At 71.6% G+C, this 26,611-nt stretch carries 26 protein-coding genes; 12 read left to right on the top strand and 14 right to left on the bottom strand.

Translation table 11 applies throughout. The features are described from left to right. Window positions 1-46 precede the first annotated feature (46 nt). On the top strand, window positions 47-1,423 hold the full coding sequence (locus ACFVWY_RS03610; protein ID WP_389866910.1) for a B12-binding domain-containing radical SAM protein: 1,377 nt from the start codon (window positions 47-49) through the stop codon (window positions 1,421-1,423). A gap of 55 nt (window positions 1,424-1,478) precedes the next feature. Here the strand turns inward: ACFVWY_RS03610 and ACFVWY_RS03605 are convergent, their stop codons facing one another. Further along, window positions 1,479-2,219: an isocitrate lyase/phosphoenolpyruvate mutase family protein gene (locus ACFVWY_RS03605; RefSeq protein ID WP_389866908.1), complete on the bottom strand. Its 741-nt coding sequence runs from the start codon at window positions 2,217-2,219 to the stop codon at window positions 1,479-1,481. Window positions 2,220-2,254: 35 nt separating this feature from the next. Beyond that, window positions 2,255-2,773 (bottom strand): carboxymuconolactone decarboxylase family protein, encoded by a 519-nt coding sequence (locus ACFVWY_RS03600; RefSeq protein ID WP_389866907.1) that lies wholly within the window; start codon window positions 2,771-2,773, stop codon window positions 2,255-2,257. 47 nt (window positions 2,774-2,820) lie between these two features. On the opposite strand from ACFVWY_RS03600, the gene ACFVWY_RS03595 reads away from it, so the two are divergent. The 3 genes from ACFVWY_RS03595 to ACFVWY_RS03585 all read left to right on the top strand — a co-directional run bounded on the left by ACFVWY_RS03595 (window position 2,821) and on the right by ACFVWY_RS03585 (window position 5,788). Further along, the gene (locus tag ACFVWY_RS03595; protein WP_389866905.1) at window positions 2,821-4,236 is read left to right on the top strand and encodes a PLP-dependent aminotransferase family protein; all 1,416 of its coding nucleotides are present in this window, start codon (window positions 2,821-2,823) and stop codon (window positions 4,234-4,236) included. Between the two features lie 90 nt (window positions 4,237-4,326). Continuing rightward, window positions 4,327-4,602, top strand: a complete 276-nt coding sequence (locus ACFVWY_RS03590) for a hypothetical protein (RefSeq protein WP_389866903.1) — start codon at window positions 4,327-4,329, stop codon at window positions 4,600-4,602. A gap of 4 nt (window positions 4,603-4,606) precedes the next feature. Further along, entirely contained in the window at window positions 4,607-5,788 is a 1,182-nt protein-coding gene (locus tag ACFVWY_RS03585) for a glutathionylspermidine synthase family protein (RefSeq protein WP_389866901.1), read from the top strand. Here the strand turns inward: ACFVWY_RS03585 and ACFVWY_RS03580 are convergent. Continuing rightward, window positions 5,778-6,539: an SMI1/KNR4 family protein gene (locus ACFVWY_RS03580; protein ID WP_389866900.1), complete on the bottom strand. Its 762-nt coding sequence runs from the start codon at window positions 6,537-6,539 to the stop codon at window positions 5,778-5,780. The genes ACFVWY_RS03585 and ACFVWY_RS03580 overlap by 11 nt on opposite strands. Before the next feature lie 46 nt (window positions 6,540-6,585). Next, window positions 6,586-7,791, bottom strand: a complete 1,206-nt coding sequence (rocD, locus tag ACFVWY_RS03575; protein ID WP_389866898.1) for an ornithine--oxo-acid transaminase — start codon at window positions 7,789-7,791, stop codon at window positions 6,586-6,588. A 138-nt stretch (window positions 7,792-7,929) separates the two neighbouring features. On the opposite strand from rocD, the gene trpS reads away from it, so the two are divergent. Then, on the top strand, window positions 7,930-8,943 hold the full coding sequence (trpS, locus tag ACFVWY_RS03570) for a tryptophan--tRNA ligase (RefSeq protein ID WP_389866896.1): 1,014 nt from the start codon (window positions 7,930-7,932) through the stop codon (window positions 8,941-8,943). Between the two features lie 117 nt (window positions 8,944-9,060). Then, window positions 9,061-9,651, top strand: coding sequence for a 2'-5' RNA ligase family protein (locus tag ACFVWY_RS03565; protein WP_389866895.1), 591 nt, complete (start codon window positions 9,061-9,063; stop codon window positions 9,649-9,651). Between the two features lie 63 nt (window positions 9,652-9,714). On the opposite strand, the gene ACFVWY_RS03560 is transcribed toward ACFVWY_RS03565, so the two are convergent. Both ACFVWY_RS03560 and ACFVWY_RS03555 read right to left on the bottom strand, forming a co-directional pair. Beyond that, window positions 9,715-10,539, bottom strand: coding sequence for a decaprenylphospho-beta-D-erythro-pentofuranosid-2-ulose 2-reductase (locus ACFVWY_RS03560; RefSeq protein WP_389866893.1), 825 nt, complete (start codon window positions 10,537-10,539; stop codon window positions 9,715-9,717). A 60-nt stretch (window positions 10,540-10,599) separates the two neighbouring features. Next, complete coding sequence (locus ACFVWY_RS03555; RefSeq protein ID WP_389866891.1) at window positions 10,600-11,949, bottom strand: FAD-binding protein; 1,350 nt, start codon at window positions 11,947-11,949, stop codon at window positions 10,600-10,602. Between the two features lie 141 nt (window positions 11,950-12,090). Between ACFVWY_RS03555 and ACFVWY_RS03550 the strand changes: the two genes are divergently transcribed. After that, on the top strand, window positions 12,091-13,089 hold the full coding sequence (locus ACFVWY_RS03550; RefSeq protein ID WP_389866889.1) for a YihY/virulence factor BrkB family protein: 999 nt from the start codon (window positions 12,091-12,093) through the stop codon (window positions 13,087-13,089). Here the strand turns inward: ACFVWY_RS03550 and ACFVWY_RS03545 are convergent. Continuing rightward, complete coding sequence (locus ACFVWY_RS03545; RefSeq protein WP_389866887.1) at window positions 13,037-14,293, bottom strand: D-alanyl-D-alanine carboxypeptidase family protein; 1,257 nt, start codon at window positions 14,291-14,293, stop codon at window positions 13,037-13,039. The two genes, ACFVWY_RS03550 and ACFVWY_RS03545, sit on opposite strands and share 53 nt — an antisense overlap. A gap of 121 nt (window positions 14,294-14,414) precedes the next feature. Between ACFVWY_RS03545 and ACFVWY_RS03540 the strand changes: the two genes are divergently transcribed. From ACFVWY_RS03540 to ACFVWY_RS03530, 3 genes are all read left to right on the top strand, one after another. Next, window positions 14,415-14,660, top strand: coding sequence for an SCO4848 family membrane protein (locus ACFVWY_RS03540; RefSeq protein ID WP_389866885.1), 246 nt, complete (start codon window positions 14,415-14,417; stop codon window positions 14,658-14,660). Window positions 14,661-14,696: 36 nt separating this feature from the next. Then, window positions 14,697-16,055 carry a metallophosphoesterase gene (locus ACFVWY_RS03535; protein WP_389866883.1) on the top strand — a complete coding sequence of 453 codons (1,359 nt, stop codon included), beginning with the start codon at window positions 14,697-14,699 and terminating at the stop codon, window positions 16,053-16,055. Between the two features lie 188 nt (window positions 16,056-16,243). Further along, a complete protein-coding gene (locus ACFVWY_RS03530) occupies window positions 16,244-17,800 on the top strand; it encodes an ABC transporter substrate-binding protein (RefSeq protein ID WP_389867103.1) in 1,557 nt (518 codons plus the stop codon). Between the two features lie 121 nt (window positions 17,801-17,921). Here ACFVWY_RS03530 and ACFVWY_RS03525 read toward each other — a convergent pair whose 3' ends face one another. The 7 genes from ACFVWY_RS03525 to ACFVWY_RS03495 all read right to left on the bottom strand — a co-directional run bounded on the left by ACFVWY_RS03525 (window position 17,922) and on the right by ACFVWY_RS03495 (window position 23,539). Then, window positions 17,922-18,641, bottom strand: coding sequence for a TetR family transcriptional regulator (locus tag ACFVWY_RS03525; RefSeq protein ID WP_389866881.1), 720 nt, complete (start codon window positions 18,639-18,641; stop codon window positions 17,922-17,924). Between the two features lie 37 nt (window positions 18,642-18,678). Further along, window positions 18,679-19,212 carry a hypothetical protein gene (locus tag ACFVWY_RS03520; RefSeq protein WP_389866879.1) on the bottom strand — a complete coding sequence of 178 codons (534 nt, stop codon included), beginning with the start codon at window positions 19,210-19,212 and terminating at the stop codon, window positions 18,679-18,681. Between the two features lie 197 nt (window positions 19,213-19,409). Next, window positions 19,410-20,168 carry a succinate dehydrogenase iron-sulfur subunit gene (locus ACFVWY_RS03515; protein ID WP_389866878.1) on the bottom strand — a complete coding sequence of 253 codons (759 nt, stop codon included), beginning with the start codon at window positions 20,166-20,168 and terminating at the stop codon, window positions 19,410-19,412. Beyond that, window positions 20,168-21,922, bottom strand: a complete 1,755-nt coding sequence (sdhA, locus tag ACFVWY_RS03510) for a succinate dehydrogenase flavoprotein subunit (RefSeq protein ID WP_389866876.1) — start codon at window positions 21,920-21,922, stop codon at window positions 20,168-20,170. Before sdhA ends, ACFVWY_RS03515 begins: the two co-directional genes overlap by 1 nt. 29 nt (window positions 21,923-21,951) lie before the next feature. Further along, window positions 21,952-22,428 carry a succinate dehydrogenase hydrophobic membrane anchor subunit gene (locus ACFVWY_RS03505; RefSeq protein ID WP_389866874.1) on the bottom strand — a complete coding sequence of 159 codons (477 nt, stop codon included), beginning with the start codon at window positions 22,426-22,428 and terminating at the stop codon, window positions 21,952-21,954. 5 nt (window positions 22,429-22,433) lie between these two features. Further along, entirely contained in the window at window positions 22,434-22,814 is a 381-nt protein-coding gene (sdhC, locus tag ACFVWY_RS03500) for a succinate dehydrogenase, cytochrome b556 subunit (protein WP_073781590.1), read from the bottom strand. 206 nt (window positions 22,815-23,020) lie between these two features. Beyond that, complete coding sequence (locus ACFVWY_RS03495; protein ID WP_389866872.1) at window positions 23,021-23,539, bottom strand: 2-oxo-4-hydroxy-4-carboxy-5-ureidoimidazoline decarboxylase; 519 nt, start codon at window positions 23,537-23,539, stop codon at window positions 23,021-23,023. A 368-nt stretch (window positions 23,540-23,907) separates the two neighbouring features. Between ACFVWY_RS03495 and ACFVWY_RS03490 the strand changes: the two genes are divergently transcribed. Together ACFVWY_RS03490 and ACFVWY_RS03485 are read left to right on the top strand one after the other, a co-directional pair. Continuing rightward, window positions 23,908-25,515: a glycoside hydrolase family 20 protein gene (locus ACFVWY_RS03490; RefSeq protein WP_389866870.1), complete on the top strand. Its 1,608-nt coding sequence runs from the start codon at window positions 23,908-23,910 to the stop codon at window positions 25,513-25,515. Between the two features lie 291 nt (window positions 25,516-25,806). Further along, the gene (locus tag ACFVWY_RS03485; RefSeq protein ID WP_389866869.1) at window positions 25,807-26,586 is read left to right on the top strand and encodes a DUF4328 domain-containing protein; all 780 of its coding nucleotides are present in this window, start codon (window positions 25,807-25,809) and stop codon (window positions 26,584-26,586) included. The last annotated feature ends 25 nt before the right edge of the window (window positions 26,587-26,611 follow it).

Below are 26,611 nucleotides of genomic sequence, written 5' to 3'. Positions count from 1 at the left end.
CGCCCCGCCGGGAACTGACCGCACCCCCGCGCGAGTCTGGTCCGGCATGCGCGTGACGATGATCCTTCCGGCCCTGACCGAGGCGACCAGCCCGCTCTTCCGGCCCATCAAGTACTCGCTCTTCCCGCCGCTCGGCCTGGCGACCCTCGCCGGGTACCTCCACCCGGACGACGAGGTGACGCTCCTCGACGAGCACGTCGAGCGGGTCGACATCGAGGCGCTCGACAGTCCCGACCTGCTCGTCGTCCAGCCGTACATCACCTCCGCCCGGCGGAGCTACGAGATAGCCGACCACTTCCGCGCCCGGGGCGTCCACGTCGCGCTGGGCGGCCTGCACGTGACCTCGCTGCCCGAGGAGGCCGCGGCGCACGCCGACACGATCTTCACCGGTCCGGGCGAGGACACCTGGCCGGTCTTCCTCAAGGAGTTCCGGGACGGGGCGCCGCGGCGCAGGTACGACTCGGCACTGCGCACCCTGGAGGGGCTCCCGCCGGTCCGGCGGGACCTGATCAAGCGCGAGCGCTATCTCGTACCGAACTCACTCGTCGTCTCCCGGGGCTGCCCGCACCACTGCGACTTCTGTTACAAGGACGCCTTCTTCGAGGGCGGGAAGTCCTTCTACACCCAGGCCGTGGACGAGGCGCTCGCCGAGATCGAGCGGCTGCCCGGCCGCCATCTGTACTTCCTCGACGACCACCTCCTCGGCAACCGCCGCTTCGCCGAGGCGCTCTTCGACGGGATGGCCGGGATGGGGCGGCTCTGGCAGGCCGCCGGGACCGTCACGTCCGTGCTCCGGCCGGGGCTGCTGGAGCGGGCCGTGGACGCGGGGCTGCGCAGCCTGTTCGTCGGCTTCGAGACGGTGAACGGCGCGAATCTCGCCGAGCGGCGCAAGAACCAGAACATCGGCCAGGACTACGGGGCGGCCGTGCGCCGCCTCCACGACGCCGGGGTCATGGTCAACGCCAGCTTCGTCTTCGGGCTCGACCACGACGGCCCGGACGTCTTCGACCGCACGGTGGACTGGGCCGTCGGGCAGGGCATCGAGACGGCCACCTTCCACATCATGACCCCGTATCCGTCCACCGGGCTGTGGAAGCAGCTGGAGGCGGAGGACCGGATCGTGCACCGGGACTGGTACCTCTACGACACCCGTCACGTCGTCTACCGCCCGAAGGGCATGACCGCGCGCCAGCTGGAGGACGGCTACTGGCGCGCGTACCGCGACTTCTACCGCTGGTCCAGCATCTGGCGCGGCGCCGCCGCCCAGCCCGGCACGCGCGAACGGCTCCGCCACCTGGCGTACTCCGGCGGCTGGAAGAAGTTCGAACCGGCCTGGGACGTGCTGATCCGCTCCCGCCAGGTCGTACGGGCCATGCCGGTGCTGGAGCGGACCCTGGCGGCCTTCGGCGGCAGAAGGCCCTGAGGCGGCAGAAGGCCCTGACGGAGCGGGACCTCGCGCGCGTGATGCCGGGGGCCTCTCAGGCCAGCAGCTCGTCCGCGAACCCGCGCACCGCCGCCATGGCCCGCCGCTGGAACCCGGGCCCGAAGGTCACCCGGGTGGCACCCAGCTCACCGAGCCGCCGCGGGCCCGGCCCGTCCGGCAGGGCGAGCGCGTTGAGCGGCCCCGGTACGGCGGCGGCCAGCCGGGGCAGCGCCTCGGCCGGGGCCATGATCGGGTACACGCAGTCGGCGCCCGCCGCCACGTACAGCAGCGCCCGGCGGACCGTCTCCGCCCCGGCCTTCGCCGCCGGATCCGGGGACGGGCCGCCGTGCACGTACGTGTCGATCCGGGCGTTGACGAAGAGCGCGTCGCCCGCCGCCTGCCGGACCGCCGCGAGCCGGTCCGCCTGCCACTCGGCCTCGACGAGCACGCCGTCGGCCGAGTCCTCCAGGTTGCAGCCCACGGCCCCGCTCTCCAGCAGCCGCTCCACCAGCTCCTCCGGGGGCAGCCCGTACCCCGCCTCCACGTCCGCCGAGACGGGCACGGTGGCCGGGACCGCCCGGACGATCCGCGCCACGGCCGCGAACATCTCGGCCGCGGGCACCGCCCCGTCCGCGTAACCCAGCGAGTCCGCGACCCCGGCGCTGGGCGTGGCGAGCGCCGGGAAGCCCGCTTCGACGAAGACCCGGGCGCTCGCCGCGTCCCACGGGCCGGGCAGTACGAGCGGGTCGCCGGGGGCGCGGTCGTGGTGCAGGGTGCGCAGGACGGTGGCGGTCACACGGGGCTCCTTCGACGGCGGGGCGGGGGACCGGCTCAGTGGCCGAGGTCGCCCGGCGTGTAGTGGCCGGGGACCATGCGGGTGGTCACGGCGAAGCGGTTCCACGCGTTGATCGAGACGATCGCGGCGACCAGGTAGGAGAGCTCGGCCTCGTCGAACTGCTCGGCGGCCCTCTCCCACACCTCGTCCGGTACGAAGCCGTCGGTCAGTACGGTCACCGCCTCGGTCAGCTCGATGGCCGCGATCTCCTTGGGCGTGTAGAAGTGCCGCGACTCCTCCCAGGCGCTGAGCTGGACGATCCGCTCGACGGACTCACCGGCCGCGATCGCGTCCTTGGTGTGCATGTCGAGGCAGAACGCGCAGTGGTTCAGCTGCGAGGCGCGGATCTTCACCAGCTCGCCGATGACCGGGTCGATCCCCTTCCGGGCCGCCTGGTCCAGCCGGACCGCCGCCCGGTAGACGTCGGGGGCGTGCTCGGCCCAGGGCTGCTTCAGCCGGGGCGTGTGCTCGGGGTTGTATCCGGTTGCCGTCGTGGTGTTCTCGTTCGTCGTCATGAGTCCGACACTACGGCCAGGGTGGCGCATGGGTATGGTCCATTCCCATGACAGAATCCTGGGCCACTTTCGGTGCCGATCTGCATCTCGACACCACCGGCTCGACCGGGCTGCGGGCCGGTCTCATGGACGCCCTGCGCGAGGCGGTACGGACCGGGCGGCTGGCCCCCGGCACCCGGCTGCCGTCCTCCCGCGGCCTCGCCGCCGACCTGGGCGTCGCCCGGAACACCGTCGCCGACGCCTATGCCGAACTGGTCGCCGAGGGCTGGCTCACCGCCCGGCAGGGCTCCGGCACCCGGGTGGCCGCGCGGGCCGAACCGCGCCCTTCGGCCACCCGGGTGATCCGGGCCCGCCCGGCCCGTGCCCGCGCCGCCCACAACCTGGTGAGCGGGTCGCCCGACCTGGCGACGTTCCCGCGCGCCGAATGGCTCAGGGCGGCCCGCCGCGCCCTGACCGCCGCACCCCACGATGCCTTCGGCTACGGCGATCCGCGCGGGCGCGCCGAACTGCGCACCGTGCTCGCCGACTACCTGGCCCGCGCCCGGGGCGTCCACGCCGACCCGGAACGCATCATGATCTGCGCCGGTTTCGCGCACGCCCTGAAGCTGATGGGGGACATGCTGCTCAAACGGCGGGTGCGGGACGTGGCCGTCGAGTCGTACGGCCTCTTCCTCCACCGCGACCTGCTCCGGGACGCCGGACTGCGGCTGCCCTGCCTGCCGGTCGACGAGCTCGGGGCACGGACCGGCGAGCTGGCCGGGCTCCGGGGCGCGGGCGCGGTCCTGATGACGCCCGCGCACCAGTTCCCCACCGGGGTGCCCCTGCACCCCGACCGCCGGGCCGCGGCGGTGGACTGGGCGCGCGCCACGGGCGGGCTGATCCTGGAGGACGACTACGACGGCGAGTTCCGCTACGACCGTCAGCCGGTCGGCGCGCTTCAAGGGCTCGACCCCGAACGGGTGGTGCACCTGGGGACGACGAGCAAATCGCTCGCCCCCGGACTGCGGCTGGGATGGATGGTGCTGCCGGAGCACCTGGTGGCGGAGGCCTGCGAGGCCAAGGGCGTGAGCGACTGGTCGTCGAGCGCGCTGGACCAGCTGACGCTCGCGGAGTTCATCGCGTCCGGCGCGTACGACCGCCATGTGCGCGCGATGCGGCTGCGCTACCGGCGCCGCCGCGACCAGCTCGTGGCCGCCCTGGCCGAGCGCGCCCCGCACGTCCGGGTCAGCGGCATCGCCGCCGGGCTGCACGCCGTGCTCGAACTGCCTCCGGGCACCGAACCGGCCGCGCTCCGGGCCGCCGCGTGGCAGGGCCTGGCGCTGGAGGGGCTCTCGCGCTTCCGCCACCCGGACGCGGCCCCGGACCGCGACGCGCTGGTCATCGGCTACGGAACACCCACCGACAGCGCCTGGGCGGGCGCGCTGGACGCGCTCTGCCGCGTTCTGCCCCCGGAGCCGGCCTGAGAAGACCCGGGGTACCGTCCGCCCACCGTGGGCCTCTAATCTGACGAACAGCCATACTGGCTCGATTCGTACGGCGGGGGAGACGGAAACATGGCCACACGGAGGCTGAGGTCGAGCACGGTGGTGCTCGGAGGCATGGGGGTGCTCGCCGCGATGGTGACCTCCTGCGGCTCCGAGCCCGACAAGCGGTGCGCCGACCGGCTGACCCAGGACAGACTGCCCAGCTACGAGTGCAAGAGAAGCGACGGCAAGGGCTCGTACTACTACGGCGGCAGCAGCAAGAACGGCAAGGTCGAGGGCGGCAGCTTCGACAAGGCCGCGGTCGAGCGCGGCGGCTTCGGCTGCTCGGGCAGCGGCGGCGGCTGACCGGATGGAACGCCGCACCGCACAGCCCCGCCCCGGCTGGCAGCGGACGGTGGAGGAGCAGGGAGTCGTCTTCCCGCTGACCCGCCATCCGGACGGTTCGCTGCGCCCGTACTGGGACGAGAGCGCCTACTACGTCTTCCCGCTGGCCGAGGTCGAGTCCCTGGAAGAGGTCGTCGAGGAACTGCACGCCATGTGCCTGGCCGCCGCCGGGCACATCGTGGCGGAGGACCGCTTCGCCGAGCTCGGCATCACCGACCGGCGACTGGCCGGCCTGATCGCCCGGTCCTGGCACTGCCGCGACCGGCTGCCCTCGCTGTACGGCAGGTTCGACCTCTGCTACGACGGCACCGGCCCGGCGAAGATGCTGGAGTACAACGCGGACACCCCCACCTCCCTGGTGGAGGCGGCGAGCGCCCAGTGGTTCTGGATGGAGGACCGCTTCCCGGGCGCCGACCAGTGGAACTCGCTGCACGAACGGCTCGTCGCGGCCTGGCGGCGCCAGGCCCCCCTGCTGCCGCCCGGTCCGCTGCACTTCGTGCACTCCGAGGGCGACGAGGCGGGCGAGGACCTGATGACCGTCGCCTATCTGCGCGAGACCGCCGAACAAGCCGGCCTCGACACGGAGGCGCTCGCCATCGAGGCGATCGGCTGGGACCGGCTGAGCGGGCGGTTCGTCGACGAGCGCCTCCGCTTCGTCCGCAGCTGCTTCAAGCTGTACCCGTGGGAGTGGCTGGCGACCGACCGGTTCGGCCCGCAGGTGCTGGACACCCTCGACAACGGCGGCGGCACCGGCACGACCTGCTGGATCGAGCCCGCCTGGAAGATGCTGCTGTCCAACAAGGCACTGCTGGCGATCCTCTGGGAGCTCTACCCCGGCCACCCGAACCTGCTGCCCTCCTACCTGGACGGCCCGCGCGAGCTGGCCGTGACCGGCGGCTACGTGGCCAAGCCGCTGCTCGGCCGGGAGGGCGCCGGGGTGACGCTCCACGAGCCGGGCGGCCCCCCGGTCCTCCGGGACGAGCCGTGCTGCTACCAGCGGCTGGCGCCGCTGCCCGACTTCGACGGCAACCGGGTCGTGCTCGGTGCCTGGGTCGTCGAGGGCGAGGCGGCCGGGCTCGGCATCCGCGAATCGGCCGGGCCGGTCACCGACGAGTACGCCCGCTTCCTGCCGCACGTCATCCTCTGAGCACCGCGCCCGCCCGCAGCCAGCCGATCAGGTCGTCCGTCACCGGCTCGCCCGCCGCCGCGACGTCCCCGCCGATCGCGCCGAGGCCGAGCCGGTGCACGGAGGCCCGGTCGCGGCCGTGGTGGCGCATGAAGAGGCCGCCGCCCCCGCTGTCGTCCCCGACCAGCGTCCAGCCGGGGGCGTACCGGGACACCTCGAAGGCCGTGTTGCGTTCCTGGAGGACGTGCGGGCCGTAGACGTGGACGCCGTTGCCGAGCAGCACGCCCGGTGCCGACCGCCACAGCCGGGCGACCGAGGGGTTGGGCCCCTCCCGCAGCCCGCGCAGCAGCGCCGCCCGGACGGCCAGGAACCCGGCGAAGGACTCCGCGACCGGGTACTCCTGCCCGTCCGCGCCGTCCCGCAGGACCACCGGGTACTCCCCGGCCCCGGCCTCGCCCGCCCCGTCGAGGGCGAAGTGGTACGCGTCACCGCAGTCCGGCTCGGCCGCGAAGCAGAGCCGGTCGCCGTCCAGCCGCCAGGGCGCGGTGAGCGACTCGTAGGCGTCGGCGGGCCCCGCCGTCGCGATCTCCGCCCGGCCGGCCCGCCCGTGCCCGTAGGCGGACAGCCACCAGCGGTACGACGGCGGCAGCGGGCCGACCCGCGCCTCCGTCTCCCGGAGCAGTTCCTCGGACGGCGGGGCGGGGACGGCGCGGCGGCCGAAGCCGGGCGAGGCGTCGACCAGCTCCCTCAGCAGGGTCGGATCAGGTCTCACGGCCCGGATTCTGCCAGCCGCCCGCCCGGCCGCGGCGGCCCGGGACTCAGCCGCGCAGCACCGCGCGGAGCTGTTCGAGGCCCCAGTCCAGGTCCTCCTTGCTGATCACCAGCGGCGGGGCGATCCGGATCGTCGAGCCGTGGGTGTCCTTGACCAGCACCCCGCGCTCCATCAGCCGCTCGGAGATCTCCCGGCCGGTACCCAGGTCCGGGGCGATGTCGACCCCGGCCCACAGCCCCCGGCCGCGTACCTCCTCGACCGTGCCGCCGCTCACCAGCAGCGCCAGCTCCCGGTGCAGGTGCTCGCCCAGCTCGGCGGCCCGCTCCTGGTACTCGCCGGTGCTCAGCATCGCGATGACCTCCAGCGCGACCGCGCAGGCCAGCGGGTTGCCGCCGAAGGTCGAGCCGTGCTCGCCGGGCCGGAACACCCCGAGCACGTCCCGAGAGGAGACCACCGCCGACACCGGCACCAGCCCGCCGCCCAGCGCCTTGCCGAGCACGTACATGTCCGGCACGACGTCCTCGTGCTCACAGGCGAAGGTCTTCCCGGTCCGGCCCAGGCCCGACTGGATCTCGTCGGCGATGAACAGCACGTTCCGCTCGCGGGTGAGCGCGCGGACCCCGGCGAGGTAGCCCGGCGGCGGCACCAGCACCCCGGCCTCGCCCTGGATCGGCTCCATGAGCACCGCCACGGTGTTCTCCGTCATCGCCTCGCGCAGCGCCGTGAGGTCCCCGTACGGCACGATCTCGAACCCCGGCGTGTACGGGCCGAAGTCCTCCCGGGCCTCCGGGTCGGTGGAGAAGCTGATGATCGTCGTCGTCCGGCCGTGGAAGTTGTTGGCCGCGACGATGATCTTCGCCATGCCGTCCGGGACGCCCTTCACCCGGTAGCCCCACTTGCGGGCCGTCTTCACCGCGGTCTCCACGGCCTCCGCGCCGGTGTTCATCGGCAGGACCGTCTCCATGCCGCACAGCGCGGCCAGACGCGTGCAGAAGTCGGCGAACCGGTCGTGGTGGAAGGCGCGGGAGGTGAGCGTCACCCGGTCCAGCTGCGCCTTGGCCGCGTCGATCAGCCGCCGGTTTCCGTGGCCGAAATTGAGTGCCGAGTATCCGGCCAGCATGTCCAGGTAGCGGTGGCCCTCGACATCGGTCATCCAGGCCCCGTCCGCCGTGGCGACGACGAGGGGAAGCGGATGGTAGTTGTGCGCGCTGTGCGCCTCGGCGGAGGCGATGGCGTGGTCCGTGATCGACACGGGGTCTCCGTTCGTCGTAGGGCGGGCGGGGTGGTGCCCACTTTGTATCGTCGGTCGGATCCGTGGCGGGGAAACCTGTGGATACCGGCGCGCCAGGCCGGTCGGGGGCTGCCGCCCGCACCTGAGACAATGGGCGCCATGGCCTCTGAACGCCCCCGCGTGCTCTCCGGAATCCAGCCCACCGCAGGCTCGTTCCACCTCGGCAACTACCTCGGCGCGGTCCGCCAGTGGGTGGCGCTGCAGGAAACCCACGACGCCTTCTACATGGTCGTCGACCTGCACGCGATCACCGTCCCGCAGGATCCCGCGGAGCTGCGCGCCAACACCCGGCTCGCCGCCGCCCAGCTCCTCGCCGCCGGTCTCGACCCGGAACGCTGCACGCTCTTCGTCCAGAGCCATGTCCCCGAGCACGCCCAGCTCGGCTGGGTCATGAACTGCCTGACCGGCTTCGGCGAGGCCTCGCGGATGACGCAGTTCAAGGACAAGTCCGGGAAGCAGGGCGCGGACCGCACCACGGTCGGTCTCTTCACGTACCCGATGCTGATGGTGGCCGACATCCTGCTGTACCAGGCCGACCAGGTCCCGGTCGGCGAGGACCAGCGCCAGCACCTGGAGCTGACCCGGGACCTCGCCGAGCGGTTCAACGGCAGCTACGGCGACACGTTCACCGTGCCGGACCCGTACATCCTCAAGGAGACGGCGAAGATCTACGACCTTCAGGACCCGTCGGCGAAGATGAGCAAGTCGGCGCCGACCCCGAAGGGCCTGATCAACCTTCTGGACGAGCCGAAGGTCACCGCCAAGAAGGTGAAGAGCGCGGTCACCGACACCGACACGGTCATCCGCTTCGACCGTGCGGAGAAGCCCGGCGTCAGCAATCTGCTCACCATCCTCTCGACACTCACCGGAACCGGAATCGCGGATCTGGAGCAGAACTACGAGGGCAAGGGCTACGGTGCGCTCAAGACCGACCTCGCCGAGGCCGTGGTCGAGTTCGTCACACCCTTCCGGACCCGGACGCAGGAATATCTGGACGACCCGGAGACGCTGGACTCGATCCTGGCCAAGGGGGCCGAGAAGGCCCGTGCCGTCGCGGCCGAGACCCTGGCCCTGACGTACGACCGGATGGGCCTCCTGCCCGCGAAGCACTGAGGCCGGGGAGAGTCCAAGGACCCTGGCGGTTTCGCCGTCCCAGGCGTCACACTGGCGACGGAAGTCGTATCGGTGGCCGAAAATAGGCCATCGGTCACCGAGTATGAGGAGGACGACGTGGGGACCGTAACGCTTGGCGTTTCGATCGCGGTCCCGGAGCCCTACGGCAGCCTGCTCCAGGAGCGGCGCGCGAGCTTCGGGGATTCTGCCGCGTACGGCATTCCCACCCACGTCACCCTGCTTCCGCCGACCGAGGCACAGGCGGCCGACCTGCCCGCGATCGAGGCGCATCTCGCCCAGATCGCGACGGCCGGCCGCCCCTTCCCGATGCGGCTGTCGGGCACGGGGACCTTCCGCCCCCTCTCGCCGGTGGTCTTCGTCCAGGTCGTCGAGGGCGGCTCGGCCTGCTCCTGGCTGCAGAAGCGGGTCCGGGACGCCTCCGGGCCGCTGGTGCGCGAGCTCCAGTTCCCGTACCACCCGCACGTCACCGTGGCGCACGACATCGCCGAGGAGGCGATGGACCGGGCGTACGCGGAGCTCGCCGACTACGAGGCGTCCTGGACCTGCGGTTCCTTCGCGCTGTACGAGCAGGGCCCGGACAGCGTCTGGCGCAAGATCAACGAGTTCCCGTTCGGCGCCGGGGGCACGGGCTCCGCGGTGCCCGCGCAGGGCGGCTCCTGCGTGGACGAGCCCTCGCTGCACAGCTGACCGAGCTCCTGGACGGCGTCCGGCCCGTGCTGGGGGTGACGTCGCCCGGGTGCCGGACACCCCCTACAGAGGCAGGCGCCGGAACAGCGGGCGCGGTACGTGCCGCAGCGCCGACATCACCGCCCGCAGCGCGCCGGGCACCCACACCGTCTCCGCACGCCTCCGCAGCCCCGCCACGATGGCCTCCGCCACCTCCTGCGGAGTCGTGGTGAGCGCCGAGGACTCCAGTGGCGCCGCGGCGAACCGGGCCGGGGCGGACATCGCGGAAGCCGGAACCGGACCGGGGACGGGGACCGGTTCGGCGGCCGGTTCCGGGCGGAGCGCGCCGGGGCGTACGACCATCACATGCACCCCGGTCCCGTGCAGCGCGTCGCCCAGCCCGTGGGCGAACGCGTCCAGCCCCGCCTTGCTGGACCCGTAGATGAAGTCGGCGCGGCGGACCCGCTCGCCCGCCACCGAGGAGAGCACCACCAGCGAGCCGTGTCCCTGCGCCTGGAGCGCTCCGGCGCACACCAGCCCGGCGGAGACCGCCCCGGTGTAGTTCGTCTGGGCGACCCGGACAGCGGCGAGGGGTTCCTCCTCGTCCCGCCCCTGGTCGCCCGCGATACCGAAGGCGAGGAGCACCAGATCGATGTCGCCCCCGGCGAAGACCTCGCCGAGCACCGCCTCGTGCGACGCGGAGTCGAGGGCGTCGAAGGCGACGGTGCGGACGTCGGCGCCCCGGCCGCGCAGCTCGTCGGCGGCGGCGTCGAGGGCGGGGGAGGGGCGCCCGGCCAGGTGGACCGTCCGGGTCCGCAGGGCGATCAGCCGCCGGGCGGTGGCCAGGGCGATCTCCGAGGTGCCGCCGAGGACGAGCAGGGACTGCGGGGCTCCGAAGGCGTCCTTCACGGGAACACTCCTTGCACACGGGGAAGAGAAGAGGGGGAAGCGGAAGCGGGCGGGGCGGGGTCAGAGCGACAGGCGGCGCGAGAGGTCCGAGCGGAAGGCGCCGTCCGGGTCCAGCCCGGCCCGCAGCGCCCGGAAGTCCGCCAGCCTCGGGTACATCTGCGCCAGCAGCTCCGGCCGGAGCCGGGAGTCCTTCGCCAGGCAGACCCGGCCACCGGCCGCCGCCACCTCCGCGTCCAGCCCGTCCAGGAACCGGTCCAGGCCGGGCAGCTCGGCCGGGAGGTCGAAGGAGAGCGTCCACCCCGGTGCCGGGAACGACAGCCACCCCGGGCCACCGGCACCGAACCGCTTGAGCACGGCGTTCGACGCGGGGCAGCGCCGCTGGGCGATCCGGCCCACGATCCGGCGCAGCGCCTCCTCCCGGCCGTGCCCGACGACGAACTGGTACCGCACCGTCCCGGCGCGCCCCGTCCCCCTGCCCCACTGCGGCAGGCCGCCCCGCGGCTGGAAGAACGCGCCGAGCCGCTGGAGTTCGCCGACCCGGTACCGGGGCGCGGCGCGGTACCGGACCTCGCCCAGCAGTCCGCAGGGCGCCTCGCCGAGCAGCGCCTGGGGCACGAGCGTGGAACCGGCGGCCAGCGGACCGGGCCGGAACGAGAGCGGTGCGCGCCGGGCGTACGCCGGAAGCGCGTCGCGCGGGACGTGCTCCGCCCGGGTGAGGACGGCCCGTCCGGTCGCCCGGCCCCGCGCGCGCAGGTCGACCCAGGCGGCCGAGTAGCGGTAGCGGTGGTCCCCGGCGCAGAGCCGGGCCAGCAGGTCGTCCAGGTCGACGGCGCGTTCGGTGTCGACGGACAGCCAGGAGCTGCCGACCGGGCGGCACCGGAGCGTGGCCGAGAGGATCACCCCGGTCAGGCCCAGTCCGCCGGCGGTCGCGTCGAAGAGCTCGGTGCCCGGCCGGACCGTACGGAGTTCGCCGCCGGCGGTCAGCAGTTCCAGCTCCTGGACGTGCCGGGAGAAGGCGCCGTCGCGGTGCTGGTCGCGCCCGTGGATGTCGGCGCCGATCGCGCCGCCCACCGTCACCTGGCGGGCGGTCGGCGCGGCCGGGACGAACCAGCCGAGCGGCAGCAGCAGTTCGGCCAGCCGGTGCAGGCCGAGCCCGGCCTCGCAGACCACCAGCCCGGACCGCGCGTCGATGGTGCGGACGCGGTCCAGCGCGGTCATGTCGAGGACGGAGCCGCCCGCGTTCTGCGCCGCGTCGCCGTGGGCCCGGCCATGGCCCCGGGCGATGGAGCCGCGCGGCCCGCAGCCGCGGACCGTCGCCACCGCCTCCTCGTACGAACGGGGGCGGAAACGCAGGGCGGTCGTCGGGGCGGTACGGCCCCAGCCGGTCAGGGACACGGTGTCGACGGACATGACGGTGACCGTATCGCCCGGGAAAACCCTTTTGAGGTATTTGTTACAACACTCACCGGTATGGCGCATCGAAGGGTCATTGATCCGTACGCGGCCGGGGCCGATTCCGGTTTTCCGCGCCCGAGAGGGTAGGCGTACGGCATGGATTGGCTGAAAAACCTTCCCGTCATCGGGCCGCTCGTCACCCGGCTGATGGCGACACACGCCTGGCGCTCCTTCGAGAGGCTCCAGCGGGTCCACTGGGCCAGGCTCGCCGCCGCGATCACCTTCATCAGTTTCCTGGCGCTCTTCCCGCTGATCGCGGTCGGCGCGGCGATCGGCGCGGCGCTGCTCACCCCCGAGCAGCTGCACCGGATCGAGGCCAGGCTCGTGGAACAGGTGCCCGGCATCTCCGACCAGCTCGGCATCGAGAACCTGGCGGCCCACGCGAGCACGGTGGGGCTGGTGGCCGGTGCCGTGCTGCTCTTCACCGGGATCGGCTGGATCGGGTCGATGCGCGACTGTCTGCGCGCCGTCTGGGGGCTGGACGACGTGGGGCTCGGCAATCCGGTGCTGCGCAAGCTCAAGGACACGGGTCTGCTGTTCGGCCTCGGCGGGGCGGCGCTCGCCACCTTCGCCGTGTCGTCGGTCGGCTCGGTCGCGGTCGGCTGGGCGGCCGGACTGCTGGGCATCTCGGACCAGGGCGCGGGCGGTGTGGTGCTGCGGGTGGCCGCCCTGGTGGTGGGGGCCCTCGCCGGATTCCTGCTGCTGCTCTACATGCTGACCCTGCTGCCCGGTGTCGAGCCGCCCCGGCGCAGGCTGCTGGCGGCCGCGGCGATCGGCGCCGTCTGCTTCGAACTGCTCAAACTGCTGCTCGGCAGCTACTTCAGGGGCGTGGCCGCGAAGAGCATGTACGGCGCCTTCGGGGTGCCGGTGGCGCTGCTGCTGTGGATCAACTTCTCGGCCAAGCTGCTGCTGTTCTGCTCCGCGTGGACCGCGACCCCGAGCCGCGGGGAGACCGGCGCCGACGCCGACAAGGACGGAGACGGGGACGCGGACGGCGGCGGTGAGGGCGTGGAAGGGGGCGCCGGGCAGGCGCCCCCGTCCGTCAGTCGCGGGAGCGGCGGCGCATCAGGTCCGGCAGCGGCCAGCGCCGGTTGACGAGGAACGCCCCGCCGGCCAGCAGGACCAGGACGCCCCCGACGATGCCGAGCGCGATCCCGACGCCGCCCCCGCCCTGCTCGGCCGCGGCGGTCTTCGACGTCCGCGCGGGACCGTTCTGCCCCTCGCCCTTGCTCTGCTCGCCCGTCGAGCCCTTGCCGGTTGTGGCGCCGGTGTCGGCGGACTTCGGGGGCACCAGCTCGCCGACCGGGGTGACCTTGCCGCTCGCGGCGAAGCCCCAGTCGAGGAGGTCGGCGGCCTCCTCGTAGACGGCGTGGGCCTTGTCCGACGACGGGTTCATGACGGTGACGAGCAGCACCTTGCCGTCGCGTTCGGCGACGCCGGTGAAGGTGTTCCCGGCATGCGTGGTGTAGCCGTTCTTGACACCCGCGATGCCCTTGTACGGGGTGACTCCGGCCGCGCCGGTGAGCAGCTTGTTGGTGTTCTGGATGGCGAAGGTCTCGCGCTTGCCGTTCTTCTTCACCTCGCCGGGGAACTGCGCCTCGGCGGTCGCGGAGTACTCCCGGAAGTCCGCCTTCTGCAGCCCGCTGCGGGCGAACAGGGTCAGGTCGTACGCGCTGGAGACCTGCTTGGGCGCGTCGTATCCGTCGGGCGACACCACCTTCGTGTCCAGGGCCTGCAGTTCCTCGGCGTGCGCCTTCATGGCGTCGACGGTCTTGGGGACGCCGCCGTACATCGAGGACAGCACGTGCACCGCGTCGTTGCCCGAGCGCAGGAACACCCCGAGCCACAGGTCGTGGACCGTGTAGGTGAGCTTCTCCTTGATCCCGACCAGGCTGCTGCCCTCGCCGACCCCGGCCAGGTCCGCGTCCTTGACGGTGTACTCCAGGGTCTTCGGCTGGAGCGCGGGCATCACGGTGTCCGCGAAGAGCATCTTCAGGGTGGAGGCGGGAGGCAGCCGCCAGTGCGCGTTGTGCGCGGCGAGCACCTGGCCGTTCTCCGCGTCCGCGACGATCCAGGACCTGCCGGTGAGCTCCTTCGGCAGCACCGGCGCGCCCGGCCCCAGCTTGACCTGTGTACCGGCCCGGCCCAGCAGTTCGCCACCGATCTGGGACATGTCGGCGGGCGGCTTCGGCTGGTCGTCGGAGGTGTCCTTGCCGTCCGCCCACGCCGGGGTCACAGCGAAAGTGGACAGCAGAACGGCGGAAGCGACCATCAGGGCGGTCTTCTTGAGAGCAGGCACGGTCGGAAACGTACAGGGTGACGATATGAAAATGTGCCTGGACCGGTTGACCCGCCGGGCGGAACGCCAGGACGGCCCACCCCGGGCGCCGGGGCCGGAGCGCTGCGGAGATACTTGGTCTATGAAGCTCAGCCGCCCCGTGTCCTGGTTCCTGCTCGCCTTCGGGGTGTGGAGCTGGTTCATCTGGGTCACTTTCGTCAAAAACCTGTGGAAGGACGGCAGTGGACTCGCCTTCGACGACGCGGGTGACCCGACTGCGTACTTCTGGGTGCATCTGCTGCTCGCCATCACGTCCTTTCTCCTGGGGACGGTCATCGGCGTGATCGGGTTCCGTGGCGTCAGGGCCCTGCGTCGCGACCGCACGTAACAAGCCTGATCGACAGACCGGCGGACCGGAGGACACATGGCAGTGGCGGGTCTCGTGGTGGCGGTGGTCGTGGTGCTCGCACTGCTCGCCGTGGTGCACCGCTACCTCTGGCGCCGTTTCGTCGGCGACACGACGGCCAGGGGCGGTGTCCCGCGCCGGATCGGCACGGTGGCGGCGTACGTCCTGCCCGCGCTGAGTGTCGGCGCGCTGGTCTCCGGCCGCGCGGGGGCGCCCTTCTGGCTCCAGCAGGTGCTGGCCTGGCCGGGCTACCTGTGGCTGGCGGCGGTGCTGTACCTGACGCTGGCCCTGCTGGTGGGGGAGGCGGTGCGCCCGCTCCTCCACCGGGCGCTCACGGCACGCGCGAACCGGGCGGACCGTCAGGAATCCCCCATGCGCCAGGCCGGGGCGGAGTCCGGCCGGGAACCCGGCCCGGCGCCCGGGACCGCCGCGTCCCCCGAGGGCGCTGTGCCCCCCGAGCCCGTCGCGTCGCAGGCCCCCGCCGCGCCGCAGGGCTCCGCGGCCCCCGCCACCCTGGTCGCCGAGGCTCCCGCGCCGCCCGGCCCCGAGCTGCCCAGCCGGCGGCTCTTCGTCGCGCGGGCCGTCGGCGGAGCCGCCGCCGTCGCGGGGCTCGGCACGGTCGGCTACGGCACCTACGGGGTGCTGCGCGGGCCTGGCGTCAAGCGGATCACCGTCCCGCTCGCCAAACTGCCGCGCGCCGCGCACGGCTTCCGGATCGCCGTGGTCAGCGACATCCACCTCGGCCCGACCCTCGGCCGCGCCCACACCCAGCGGATCGTCGACACCATCAACCGGACCCAGCCGGACCTGGTCGCCGTCGTCGGGGACCTCGTCGACGGCAGCGTCGCCGACCTCGGACCGGCCGCGGAGCCGCTCGCCCGGCTCCGCTCCCGGCAGGGCAGCTTCTTCGTCACCGGGAACCACGAGTACTACTCCGGCGCCGCCCAATGGATCGACCAGGTACGGGAACTGGGACTGCACCCGCTGGAGAACGCCCGCGTCGAGATCGGCGGATTCGATCTCGCCGGAGTCAATGACGTCGCCGGGGAGACCGAGGGACAGGGCCCCGACTTCGCCCGCGCGCTCGGTGACCGCGACCGCACCCGCGCGGCCGTCCTCCTGGCCCACCAGCCCGTCGTCATCCATGACGCCGTCGCCCACGGAGTGGACCTCCAGCTCTCCGGGCACACCCACGGCGGCCAGCTCTGGCCGGGCAACTACGTGGCAGATCTGGCCAATCCCACGGTCGCCGGACTCGACCGCTACGGCGACACCCAGCTGTACGTCTCACGCGGCGCGGGCGCCTGGGGCCCGCCCGTACGGGTCGGCGCCCCCTCCGACATCACCGTCGTGGAGCTCGCCTCGCTCCGTGCGTGACGTTGCGTGGATGAACGGTTCCGGACTCCTTTGTGGCACCAAAGGTTTCAACTGCCGAACAAAAGGCTATGAGTCACAGTTTTGGTCTTCCCGATGTGAAAATCGTGTGATTGGGTACACGTGAGCATGCGGTGATGTGCGTGTCTGAGCGCGACACCGAGGTGGGGCTGGTAAGGGAGAGCACGGCAATGCGGTCGATCCGGCTACGGATTCTCGCGGTAATCGCGGTTTTGGTCATCGCAGGCGTGGTCGCCTGGCAGCTGCTCCCCTCGGACGAGGTGAACAGTGATCCCGTCGCGGTCGGTACGACGGACGACGTCACCTCGCTCGACCCCGCGGGGGCGTACGACGCGGGTTCCTGGGCGCTGTACAGCAACATCTACCAGTCGCTGCTGACCTTCAAGACCGGTGCGGTCGTGCCGGAGCCCGACGCCGCCGAGAGCTGCGGGTTCATCGGCCAGAAGCTCCAGACCTACCAGTGCAAGCTCCGCGACGACCTGACGTTCTCCAACGGGCGGAAGATCACCGCCGAGGACGTCAAGTTCTCCATCGAGCGCATGATCAAGATAAAGACGGACGTCGGTCCCTGGGTGCTCTTCCCGAGCCTCAAGAACGTGGTGACCGAGGGCCGCACCATCACCTTCAACCTCACCGCGCGCGACGCGACGTTCCCGCAGAAGCTCGCCACCGGCGCCGGTTCGATCGTCGACCGCGAGACGTACCCGGCGGGCAAGCTCCGCGAGGGGACCACGATCGACGGCTCGGGGCCCTTCCTGCTGCAGTCGTACCGGCCGGGCAAGATCGCCGAACTGGTTCCCAACCCCCGCTACAAGGGCGCGCTGAGCAAGACCGGCGTCCCGGTCACCGTGCACTACTACGAGACGTCAGAGGCCCTCCAGAGCGCCTGGAAGTCCAAGCAGGTCGAGGTCACGCACCGCGAACTTCCGCCCACCGTCCTCGCCGAGCTGAACCCCGGTGACCCCGAGATGCGCGTCACCGAGGTGGACAGCGCCGAGATCCGCAGCATGGTCTTCAACGTCCGGGACGGCTCCCCGCTGGCCAACAAGAAGGTCCGGCAGGCCATCGCCGCGATCGTCGACCGGGGCGCGCTGGTGGGCAAGATCTACAAGGGCACGGTCGCGCCGCTCTACTCGCTGATCCCGCAGGGCTACATCGGGCACAGCACCCCCTTCTTCGACGCCTACCCCGCGCCCGACCGGGAGCGTGCCAAGCAGCTGCTCCTGGACGCCGGGGTGCAGATGCCGGTGCGCCTCGACTTCGGCTACAGCGGCGGCGACGTGACGTACGACGAGGAGACCCAGGAGCTCCGCCGCCAGCTGGAGGCGGGCGGGCTGTTCAAGCTGAACGTCCACGCCGTGGAGTGGACGAAGTTCCAGAAGGAGTACGCCGCGGGCAAGTACGACGCGTACACGGTCGGCTGGCTCCCCGACTACCCGGACCCCGACACCTTCAGCCAGCCGCTGGTCGGCAGCAACAACAGCCTCCACAACGGCTACTCCAGCAAGAAGGTGGACAGCCTGATCAGCGACACGCTCCAGTACAGCGACCGCGGGCGCACCTCGGCCGACTTCAAGGAGCTCCAGGCGCTGGTCGGCGAGGACGTGCCGCTGGTACCGCTCTGGCAGCAGAAGGACTACGTGATCAGCACGACGGACGTCTCCGGCTCGCAGTACCTCTCGGACGGCACCGGCATCTGGCGCCTCTGGGAACTCAAGCGCATCTGACGCGGCCTCGACGGGCGGTCTCCGGCACCAGCCGGGGGCCGCCCTTTCGCGTACGCCGCCGAAACCCCTACGCGGCCCGGAACACTCCCGCGCTCCGCCCGCAGCCGCCCCGCACGCGCCCCTACGTGCCCCGTGCGGGCCCTGACGCGGCGCCGGGCAGGAACTCCACCAGCACGCCGTGGACCTGCCGCACCAGCGGCCGCAGCAGCCGGAACCGGGTGAGCGTGACGGCACGGGCGACGATCGGGGCGCTCCGCTCCACCAGACGGCGGCTGCGTTCGGTGTGCTCCGTGCGGTCGTACACCCAGTACAGCACCAGACCCATCTGGGTCAGCCACATCAACTGCGGCAGCAGCTCCGCCAGTTCGGGATCGGCCTTGGTGTCCGAACCGGCCAGGCACTGCCGGTGGATGGAGATCACCGCCTCGCGGGCCGCCACCGACTCCGCCGAGAACGGGCTGAGCGGGCTCTCCGGATCGGCGGCGTTCTTGAAGAACTGGGCGGCGAAGCGGTGGTACGGCTCCGCCACGTCCAGCCAGGTGAGCAGGACCCCGCGGATGCGCGCCGCGAGGTCGCCGTCACCCTCCAGGACCGGCCGGACGGCCGCCGCGTGCTCGGCGGCGAGCCGGTCGTAGAAGCCCTGGACCAGGTGTTCCTTGTTCGTGAAGTAGTAGTAGGCGTTCCCCACGGAGACGCCCGCCTCCTGGGCGATGGCCCGCATCGTCGTCCGGTCGTAGCCGCGCTCCTGGAAGAGCCGCAGCGCCGTTTCGAGGATGAGGGTGCGGGTCTGCTCGCTCCTGGGGGTCCTGGTTTCCTTCACGTACGTCACTTCCTTCACCACGGTCCCCCGAGGGTATCCGGCCCGTGGTGGACGGCCGTCAGATGCTCATCGTGCGGGCGGTGTTGACCTGGGCCATCACCATCGGGAAGGTCTCGGGGCCGAGCGCCGGGATCATCGTGGAGTGGTGGCGGCCGTCGCTGACCACGGTCACCTGAACGAAGCCGGTCGTCTGCTTCTCCTTCATCAGCAGGAACAACAGGCCGACCAGGCAGAACAGCGCGAAGACGATCGCGAGCACGATCGCCACCGTCGGGATCTTCTCCTCGGTGCGCGTCAGGTCCGTGGCCGTCCACACCGAGCCCTTGAGCGGCATCGACCCGCTCGGCGTGACGATCTGGTCGTTCATCACGGCGATATCGCCCAGGACCAGCGTCGGCATGCCCGCCGCGCCCGGCACACCGGCTCCCGGGAACGCGCCCGGCATGCCGGCTCCGGGGAGCGCGCCCGGCACACCGGCTCCGGGGAGCGCGCCCTGCGGCACGCCCGGCTGGTGCGGGACGCTCTGTCCCGGCTGCTGGGGCTCCGGTCCCCACTTGTACGATTCGTCCGCGTACGGATTCGGATCGCTCAACGTTCCCCGCTCTCGATCGGGCCTGGGCGCCCCGGGCCTGCTGCACCGGTGACGGCGAACCGGTGCCGGGTCTCCGGTTCCGGTGGTGGTTCCGGATGACCGTACCGCCCGTCCCCGGTACCACGACAAGAGGCCCCGCCCCCACGGTGCTGGCCGTGGGGGCGGGGCCTCCTGACGTCGCTGTCGCCGGTCGGCGGTCAGAAGCGGCGCGTGATCAGCGCCCGCTTGACCTCCTGGATCGCCTTGGTGACCTCGATGCCACGCGGGCAGGCGTCCGTGCAGTTGAAGGTGGTGCGGCAACGCCACACACCGTCACGGTCGTTGAGGATCTCCAGGCGCTGCTCGCCGCCCTCGTCGCGCGAGTCGAAGATGAAGCGGTGCGCGTTGACGATCGCCGCCGGGCCGAAGTACTGCCCGTCGTTCCAGAACACCGGGCACGACGAGGTGCACGCGGCGCACAGGATGCACTTGGTGGTGTCGTCGAAGCGCTCGCGGTCCTCGGCGGACTGGAGGCGCTCGCGGGTCGGCTCGTTCCCCTTGGTGATGAGGAAGGGCATGACGTCGCGGTACGCCTGGAAGAACGGGTCCATGTCGACCACGAGGTCCTTGAGGACCGTGAGGCCCTTGATGGCCTCGACCGTGATCGGCTTCTCCGGGTTGATGTCCTTGATCAGCGTCTTGCAGGCGAGCCTGTTCTTGCCGTTGATCCGCATCGCGTCGGAGCCGCAGATGCCGTGCGCGCAGGAGCGACGGAACGTCAGCGTGCCGTCCATCTCCCACTTGATCTTGTGAAGGGCGTCGAGCACACGCTCCTTCGGGTCGATCGAGACCTGGAAGTCCTCCCACTGGGCCTCGTCGGAGACCTCGGGGTTGAACCGGCGGATACGGAAGGTCGCCGTGATGTACGGCGAGGCGGCGGACTGCGCCTCGACCTTGTCCAGAGTCGGGGTTGCCATCAGTACTTACGCTCCATCGGCTGGTAGCGGGTCTGGACGACGGGCTTGTAGTCGAGCCGGATCGACTCGCTGCCGTCGGCCGCGACCTCGCGGTACGCCATGGTGTGGCGCATGAAGTTGACGTCGTCGCGGTTCGGGTAGTCCTCGCGGTAGTGACCGCCGCGGGACTCCTTGCGGGCCAGGGCGGAGGTCGCCATGACCTCGGCGAGGTCGAGCAGGTTGCCCAGCTCGATGGCCTCCAGCAGGTCCGTGTTGAACCGCTTGCCCTTGTCCTGGATCGACACGTCGAGGTAGCGCTTGCGCAGCTCGGCGATCTTGTCGACGGCCGTCTTGATGGTCTGCTCGGTGCGGAACACCATCACGTTGGCGTCCATGCACTCCTGGAGCTCCAGGCGGAGCGCGGCGACGCGCTCGGTGCCCTTCGACTCGCGCAGCCGCTCGACCTGCTCCTCGACCATCCGCGCCGGGTCCTCGGGCAGCTCGACGAAGTCGTGCTTCGCGGAGTACTCGGCGGCGGCGATGCCCGCGCGGCGCCCGAAGACGTTGATGTCGAGCAGCGAGTTGGTGCCCAGGCGGTTGGCGCCGTGCACGGAGACACAGGCGACCTCGCCGGCGGCGTACAGGCCCGGCACGACGGTGGTGTTGTCGGCCAGCACCTCGCCCTCGACGTTGGTCGGGATGCCGCCCATGGCGTAGTGCGCGGTCGGCTGGATCGGGATCGGGTCCGTGTAGGGCTCGATGCCGAGGTACGTCCGCGCGAACTCGGTGATGTCGGGGAGCTTGGCGTCCAGCTGCTCCGGCGGCAGGTGCGTGAGGTCGAGGTAGACGTGGTCGCCCTCGGGACCGCAGCCGCGGCCCTCACGGATCTCCGTGTAGATGGAGCGGGAGACGACGTCACGGGACGCGAGGTCCTTCATGACCGGCGCGTACTTCTCCATGAAGCGCTCGCCGTCCTTGTTGCGGAGGATGCCGCCCTCACCGCGGGCGCCCTCCGTCAGCAGGATGCCCATGCGCCAGATGCCCGTGGGGTGGAACTGGAAGAACTCCATGTCCTCCAGCGGCAGGCCCCGGCGCCAGGCGGCGGCCTGGCCGTCACCGGTCAGGGTGTGCGCGTTGGACGTCACCTTGAAGAACTTGCCGGTGCCACCGGAGGCGAAGATGATCGACTTCGCCTGGAAGACGTGGATCTCGCCGGTCGCCAGCTCGTAGGCGACGACACCGGAGGACTTCTTGACGCCGTCCACGTCCTGGAGCAGCAGGTCCAGGACGTAGAACTCGTTGAAGAACTCCACGCCCTCCTTGACGCAGTTCTGGTACAGCGTCTGGAGGATCATGTGGCCGGTGCGGTCCGAGGCGTAGCAGGACCGGCGGACCGGGGCCTCGCCGTGGTTACGGCTGTGACCGCCGAAGCGGCGCTGGTCGATCCGGCCCTCGGGGGTGCGGTTGAACGGCAGGCCCATCTTCTCCAGGTCGAGGACGGAGTCGATGGCCTCCTTCGCCAGGATCTCGGCGGCGTCCTGGTCGACCAGGTAGTCGCCGCCCTTGATGGTGTCGAAGGTGTGCCACTCCCAGTTGTCCTCCTCCACGTTGGCCAGCGCGGCGGCCATGCCGCCCTGCGCGGCGCCCGTGTGGGAGCGGGTGGGGTACAGCTTCGTGAGCACGGCGGTGCGGCTGCGCTTCGTGGACTCGATGGCCGCGCGCATACCGGCGCCGCCGGCGCCGACGATGACGGTGTCGTACTTGTGGATCTGCATGATTTCCTCTGGTCCCTCTGGCCCGGCGCCTAGCGGATGTTCGGGTCGAAGGTGAAGATCACCAGCGTGCCCAGCAGGACGGTGAACACCGTGGCGGTGTACAGGAGCATCTTCAGCCAGAACCGGGTGTTGTCCCGCTCGGCGTAGTCGTTGATGACCGTACGAAGACCGTTGGCGCCGTGCAGCATGGCCAGCCACAGCATCCCGAGGTCCCACAGCTGCCAGAACGGGGAGGCCCAGCGGCCCGCCACGAAGGCGAAGCCGATCTTGGACACGCCGCCGTCCAGCACGAGCTGGATCAGCAGGTGGCCCAGGACCAGGACGACCAGGACGATGCCCGACAGGCGCATGAAGAGCCAGGCGTACATCTCGAAGTTGGTGCGCGAACCCTTGGGGGTCTTGCCGGTGCGCTTGCGCGGCGGCTCGATGACCGGGGCGGGGTTGTCGACGTCGTACAGGTCGACACCCTCGACGGAGCCGATCGCGGCGGAGGACTCGGTGGACATGGGCCTCAGCTCCCGAAGACTTCGCGTACGGCGTGGCCGAGGACCGGGTACAGCGCCCCGACCATCAGCACGATCCAGATGCCCACGACGGACCAGAGCATCTGCTTCTGGTAGCGCGGGCCCTTGGCCCAGAAGTCCACGGCGACGATGCGCAGACCGTTGAGCGCGTGGAAGAGAATGGCGGCCACCAGGCCGTATTCCAGCAGCGCGACGATCGGCGTCTTGTACGTGGCCACGACGTCGTCGTAGGCCTCGGGAGAGACACGGACGAGAGCGGTGTCCAGGACGTGTACGAACAGGAAGAAGAAAATGAGGACACCGGTGACTCGATGAGCCACCCAGGACCACATGCCTTCCCGGCCGCGGTACAGCGTTCCAGCCGGCACGGAAGAACCCTCCGGGAGCGGGGATTGGGGTCGGCCGGCTTGACTGTCGGTCTGACCCGGCCGGGTACGGTCCACCGGCCCCGGCCATCGTAGCGACGCTTTGTCGGTTCGTTCGCGCGGGGGCCCGCGGTGTGATCAAAGTGGCAATCAAACAGGCACGGACGGGCTAGAACGGACTGTTCGGCGTACCCGCCGAGTCCTTTCCGTTATGAACCCGATACCAGGTCGATGATGCGGCCCCGGGCGAGCCGTCGCATCTCGTCCGCGCTGACGACCCGCTCCTGATCGGGTTCGTGTGCCAGCCGGGCCCGGATGCCGGCGAGCACCTGGTCCGGCTGTTCGGCGGGCTCCAGCCCGTCCAGGCACATCACGAAGACATGGCCGAAGCGCGACTCGTACGCGGCGTGCGCGGCCCGCAGCGCCAGATGGGCCGAGTGCGGCGCGGTGTCGTGCAGACCGGGGGAGACCTCGGCGGCGAGCGCCTCGGAGAGGTCGGCGGGGGCGAGGTCGTACCCCGCCTCGTCGGCCGCGGCGAGCAGGGAGTCCAGATCGGGGTAGGGGCGGTGGGCGGTCAGGCGTTGCGCCCATCGGTGGCTGCCGCAGCAGTCCAGCAGCGCGGCCTCGGCCTCGGCGGACGGCACGGTGTTGAAATCGTCGAGTCCCGGGGCGGGGGCGGGGCCGGAACTCTGGGCGGGTACGGCCGTCCGGGTGGCCGGTTGCCGCAAGTGCTCCGGGAGGCCGGCGCGGGACTCGCTGGACCTGGACAGCGTGGGCTCCTCGGATCAACGGCATCTGTGACCCTGGGGCGGGGAGCGAGGAGGGAACCAGGCAGATGCGGGGCGAAGGGGGGCGAAGAGGATGAAGGGGGGATACGAATGGTTCCTCAAGCTAGCGATCAGGGGCAACGCACGTCCGACAAATGCGCGAACTTCACCCGGACGGGAGAGTTTCGGAACGTCCGGTGAACCGTAGACCAGGGAGACGGCAAAGCTGTTCGTCCGCTTCCGCCCGGCGTTTCGGATGGACGGCCCCTCACGTCCTGCGGTCTTCCGTGTCGCTCGCGCTCCCCACAGACAACGGAGGTCTCTGACCGATGTCGCCCTCACGTGGCACCCTCGTGGCCGGTGCGGCCCTCACCGCGGCCGCCGCCGTGACCCTCGCGGTCGTCGTCTGGCCGGAGGGCTCCGGAACCGGGCCCGCCGGCCAGACGACGGACGCCCGCACCTCCGCGCCCGGCTCCTCACCCGCCCCCTCGCCCACCCGGAGCTACCCGCTCTCCACCGCGCCCCGCACCATCCCCGCCGTGCGCGAACACCTCGCCGCCCGTGGCCCCGGCTGGCGGCCCGGCCCGGACGGCGGGGTCGTCGTCGAGGGCGGCAGCGGGGCGCTCGCGGACGAGGGACGGCTGCTCGCCGGGGAGCTGGAGATCCCCTACCGGGGCGAGGTCCCCGCCCGCGCGGGAGACGTGCAGCTGGCCCTCGCCCCCGGCGGTGCCGCCGAGTCGTACACCCTGGACGTCCGCGACGGCCGGGTCCGGATCAGCGGACCCGACGAGGCCGGGGTCTTCTACGGGACGCGCACCCTGAAGCAGTCGGTGCGCGCCGACGGCACGATGCCGGAGGGCGAGGTGCGCGACCGCCCCGACCGGCCGCAGCGCGGCCTCAACCTCGACATCGCCCGCAAGCACTACACGGCCGCCTGGATCGAGGACCGGCTGCGCGAGATGGCCGACCTCAAGCTCAACCAGCTCGGCCTGCACTTCTCCGACGACCAGGCCTTCCGCATCGAGTCGCGCACCCACCCCGAAGTGGTGTCGCCGCAGCACCTCACCCAGGCGGAGGTACGACGCATCGTCGGCCTCGCCACCCGGCTGCACATCGAGGTCGTCCCGGAGCTCGACTCACCGGGGCACCTCGGCGCGGTGCTCCGCGCCCACCCCGGCCTCCAGCTGCGCAACGCCTCGGGGACGCGCTCGCCCGGGTCGCTGGACATCTCCCAGCCCGGTTCGGCCACGCTCGTCGACGAACTCCTCGGTGAGTTCACCGAGCTGTTCCACGGCTCCCACTGGCACCTGGGCGCCGATGAGTACCTGGCGCTGATGGCCCGCGACCCGGCCGCCTCCTACCCGCAGCTCCAGCGCGCCGCCCAGCAGAAGTACGGGGCGGCGGCCGGGATCAAGGACCTGACGACCGGCTGGCTGAACGACCGCGCGGCGGTGGTACGCCCGCACGGAAAACGGCCCAGGGCGTGGAACGACGGCTTCTTCCGCGACGGGACCGTCCGCGCCGACAAGGACATCGAGGTCGAGTACTGGACCGGCAAGGAGTACGGCGCCCGGCCGCCCGAGGAGTACCTGCGCGAGGGACGGCGCGTGGTGAACCTCAACGACGAGTACCTGTACTACGTGCTCGGCCAGCCCAACAACTTCGTCTACCCGACCGGTGAGCGGATCTACGAGCAGTGGACCCCGCTGGTCCTGCGCGGCACCCAGCCGGTCCCGGCGTCCTACTCCGCCCTGATCCTCGGCGGCCGGTTCGCGGTCTGGGGCGACCTCCCGCAGGCGCAGACGCCGCAGCAGGTGGCGCGCGGCATCCGGATGCCGCTGCGCGCGGTCGCCCAGAAACTGTGGGTTCCCGGAAAACCGGCGCTGAGCTGGGACCGCTTCCGCGCCCTGGCCGACCGGCTCGACGCGACCGGCTGAACCCATCCCGGTGGACAGCGGGGAAGGAAGGACCTGAGGGCTGCCCCGTCATCCCTGGCGGGCGTGCGACGACAGCCACGGCACCTCGCCGCGTTGCCGGAACGCCTGGGTACATCCGGTATTCGGGCGTCCCTCCGCCGTGCGACGCACCGCGTCTGACGCCGCACGCTGATCCACCAGGGATGACGGGACAGCCCTTAGGATCCGGAGGTCGCGCGTTCCGGGGAGGAACGCGCGCTTCCGCGTCCGCGGGCAGACGCGCGCGGACAGAACCCCGGGGGGCTCCACGTCATGCTCTGCTCCACCTGCCGTCTCAGACCGCCGGTCACCGGTGACGGCCGCTGCGCGCTCTGCGCCGGTGCCGGTGCCCCGGCCTTCTACGCGCCGCAGCAGTACCTGAGGTCGCCCGAGGGGCTCGCGAAGGCCGTCGTCGTGCTGCTGTCGGTGGTCGCCGCGACGGATGTGCTCGCCGTGGCGGCGGGGCTGAACACCCGCCACCTGCTCACGGCCGGGATGGCCGACGACTTCGCGACGCTCGACGACGAAGCGGCGGACCTCGCGGACAGCCTGTACATGGCGGCCGGGGGGCTCCAGACCTTCGCGACCCTGGCCACCATGGCCGTCTTCCTCGTCTGGTTCCACCGGGTGCGGCACAACGCCGAGATCTTCGACCGGAGCGTGCAGCCGATGCGGCCCGGCTGGGCCATCGGCTCCTGGTTCATCCCGATCGCCAACCTGGTGCTGCCGCGCCGGATCGCGGGCGGCATCTGGACCGCCAGCGCCCAGACGAACACCGACGGAAGCTGGCGCCACGTCCCGGCCACCGTGATGAACCTGTGGTGGGGTGTCTGGGTCTGCTCGCTGGTCCTCTCCCAGTTCGCGCAGCGGCGGTACCGGTCGGCCGAGCTGCCCGAGGAGCTCGTGGACGCGACCGACCTGGTGCTGGCGACCGACGCGCTGGACATCGTGGCGGCCGTGCTCGCCATTCTCTTCGTGCGCAAGCTGACCCGGATGCAGGGTGAGCGGGCCGCCCTCGGGGTGTACCCGCTCGGCACCGGGGCCGCGTTCTGAGGGGGGCCCGGACGGGGTGTCCGAC

Source organism: Streptomyces sp. NPDC058195 (genome assembly GCF_042883525.1).
GTDB lineage: Bacteria > Actinomycetota > Actinomycetes > Streptomycetales > Streptomycetaceae > Streptomyces.
Note: the sequence above shows the minus strand (reverse complement) of the source record. Positions and strands in the feature narration are given on the sequence as shown.

Coding starts and splice junctions, on each gene's coding strand:
- ACFVWY_RS03490 (WP_389866870.1), top strand. CDS start 23,908: ATGTCGCCCTCACGTGGCACCCTCGTGGCCGGTGCGGCCCTCACCGCG.
- sdhA (WP_389866876.1), bottom strand. CDS start 21,922: ATGCAGATCCACAAGTACGACACCGTCATCGTCGGCGCCGGCGGCGCC.
- ACFVWY_RS03550 (WP_389866889.1), top strand. CDS start 12,091: ATGGATTGGCTGAAAAACCTTCCCGTCATCGGGCCGCTCGTCACCCGG.
- ACFVWY_RS03595 (WP_389866905.1), top strand. CDS start 2,821: ATGACAGAATCCTGGGCCACTTTCGGTGCCGATCTGCATCTCGACACC.
- ACFVWY_RS03610 (WP_389866910.1), top strand. CDS start 47: ATGCGCGTGACGATGATCCTTCCGGCCCTGACCGAGGCGACCAGCCCG.
- ACFVWY_RS03540 (WP_389866885.1), top strand. CDS start 14,415: ATGAAGCTCAGCCGCCCCGTGTCCTGGTTCCTGCTCGCCTTCGGGGTG.
- ACFVWY_RS03505 (WP_389866874.1), bottom strand. CDS start 22,428: ATGTCCACCGAGTCCTCCGCCGCGATCGGCTCCGTCGAGGGTGTCGAC.
- ACFVWY_RS03585 (WP_389866901.1), top strand. CDS start 4,607: ATGGAACGCCGCACCGCACAGCCCCGCCCCGGCTGGCAGCGGACGGTG.
- ACFVWY_RS03600 (WP_389866907.1), bottom strand. CDS start 2,773: ATGACGACGAACGAGAACACCACGACGGCAACCGGATACAACCCCGAG.
- ACFVWY_RS03590 (WP_389866903.1), top strand. CDS start 4,327: ATGGCCACACGGAGGCTGAGGTCGAGCACGGTGGTGCTCGGAGGCATG.
- ACFVWY_RS03515 (WP_389866878.1), bottom strand. CDS start 20,168: ATGGCAACCCCGACTCTGGACAAGGTCGAGGCGCAGTCCGCCGCCTCG.
- ACFVWY_RS03530 (WP_389867103.1), top strand. CDS start 16,244: ATGCGGTCGATCCGGCTACGGATTCTCGCGGTAATCGCGGTTTTGGTC.
- trpS (WP_389866896.1), top strand. CDS start 7,930: ATGGCCTCTGAACGCCCCCGCGTGCTCTCCGGAATCCAGCCCACCGCA.
- ACFVWY_RS03535 (WP_389866883.1), top strand. CDS start 14,697: ATGGCAGTGGCGGGTCTCGTGGTGGCGGTGGTCGTGGTGCTCGCACTG.
- ACFVWY_RS03555 (WP_389866891.1), bottom strand. CDS start 11,949: ATGTCCGTCGACACCGTGTCCCTGACCGGCTGGGGCCGTACCGCCCCG.
- ACFVWY_RS03485 (WP_389866869.1), top strand. CDS start 25,807: ATGCTCTGCTCCACCTGCCGTCTCAGACCGCCGGTCACCGGTGACGGC.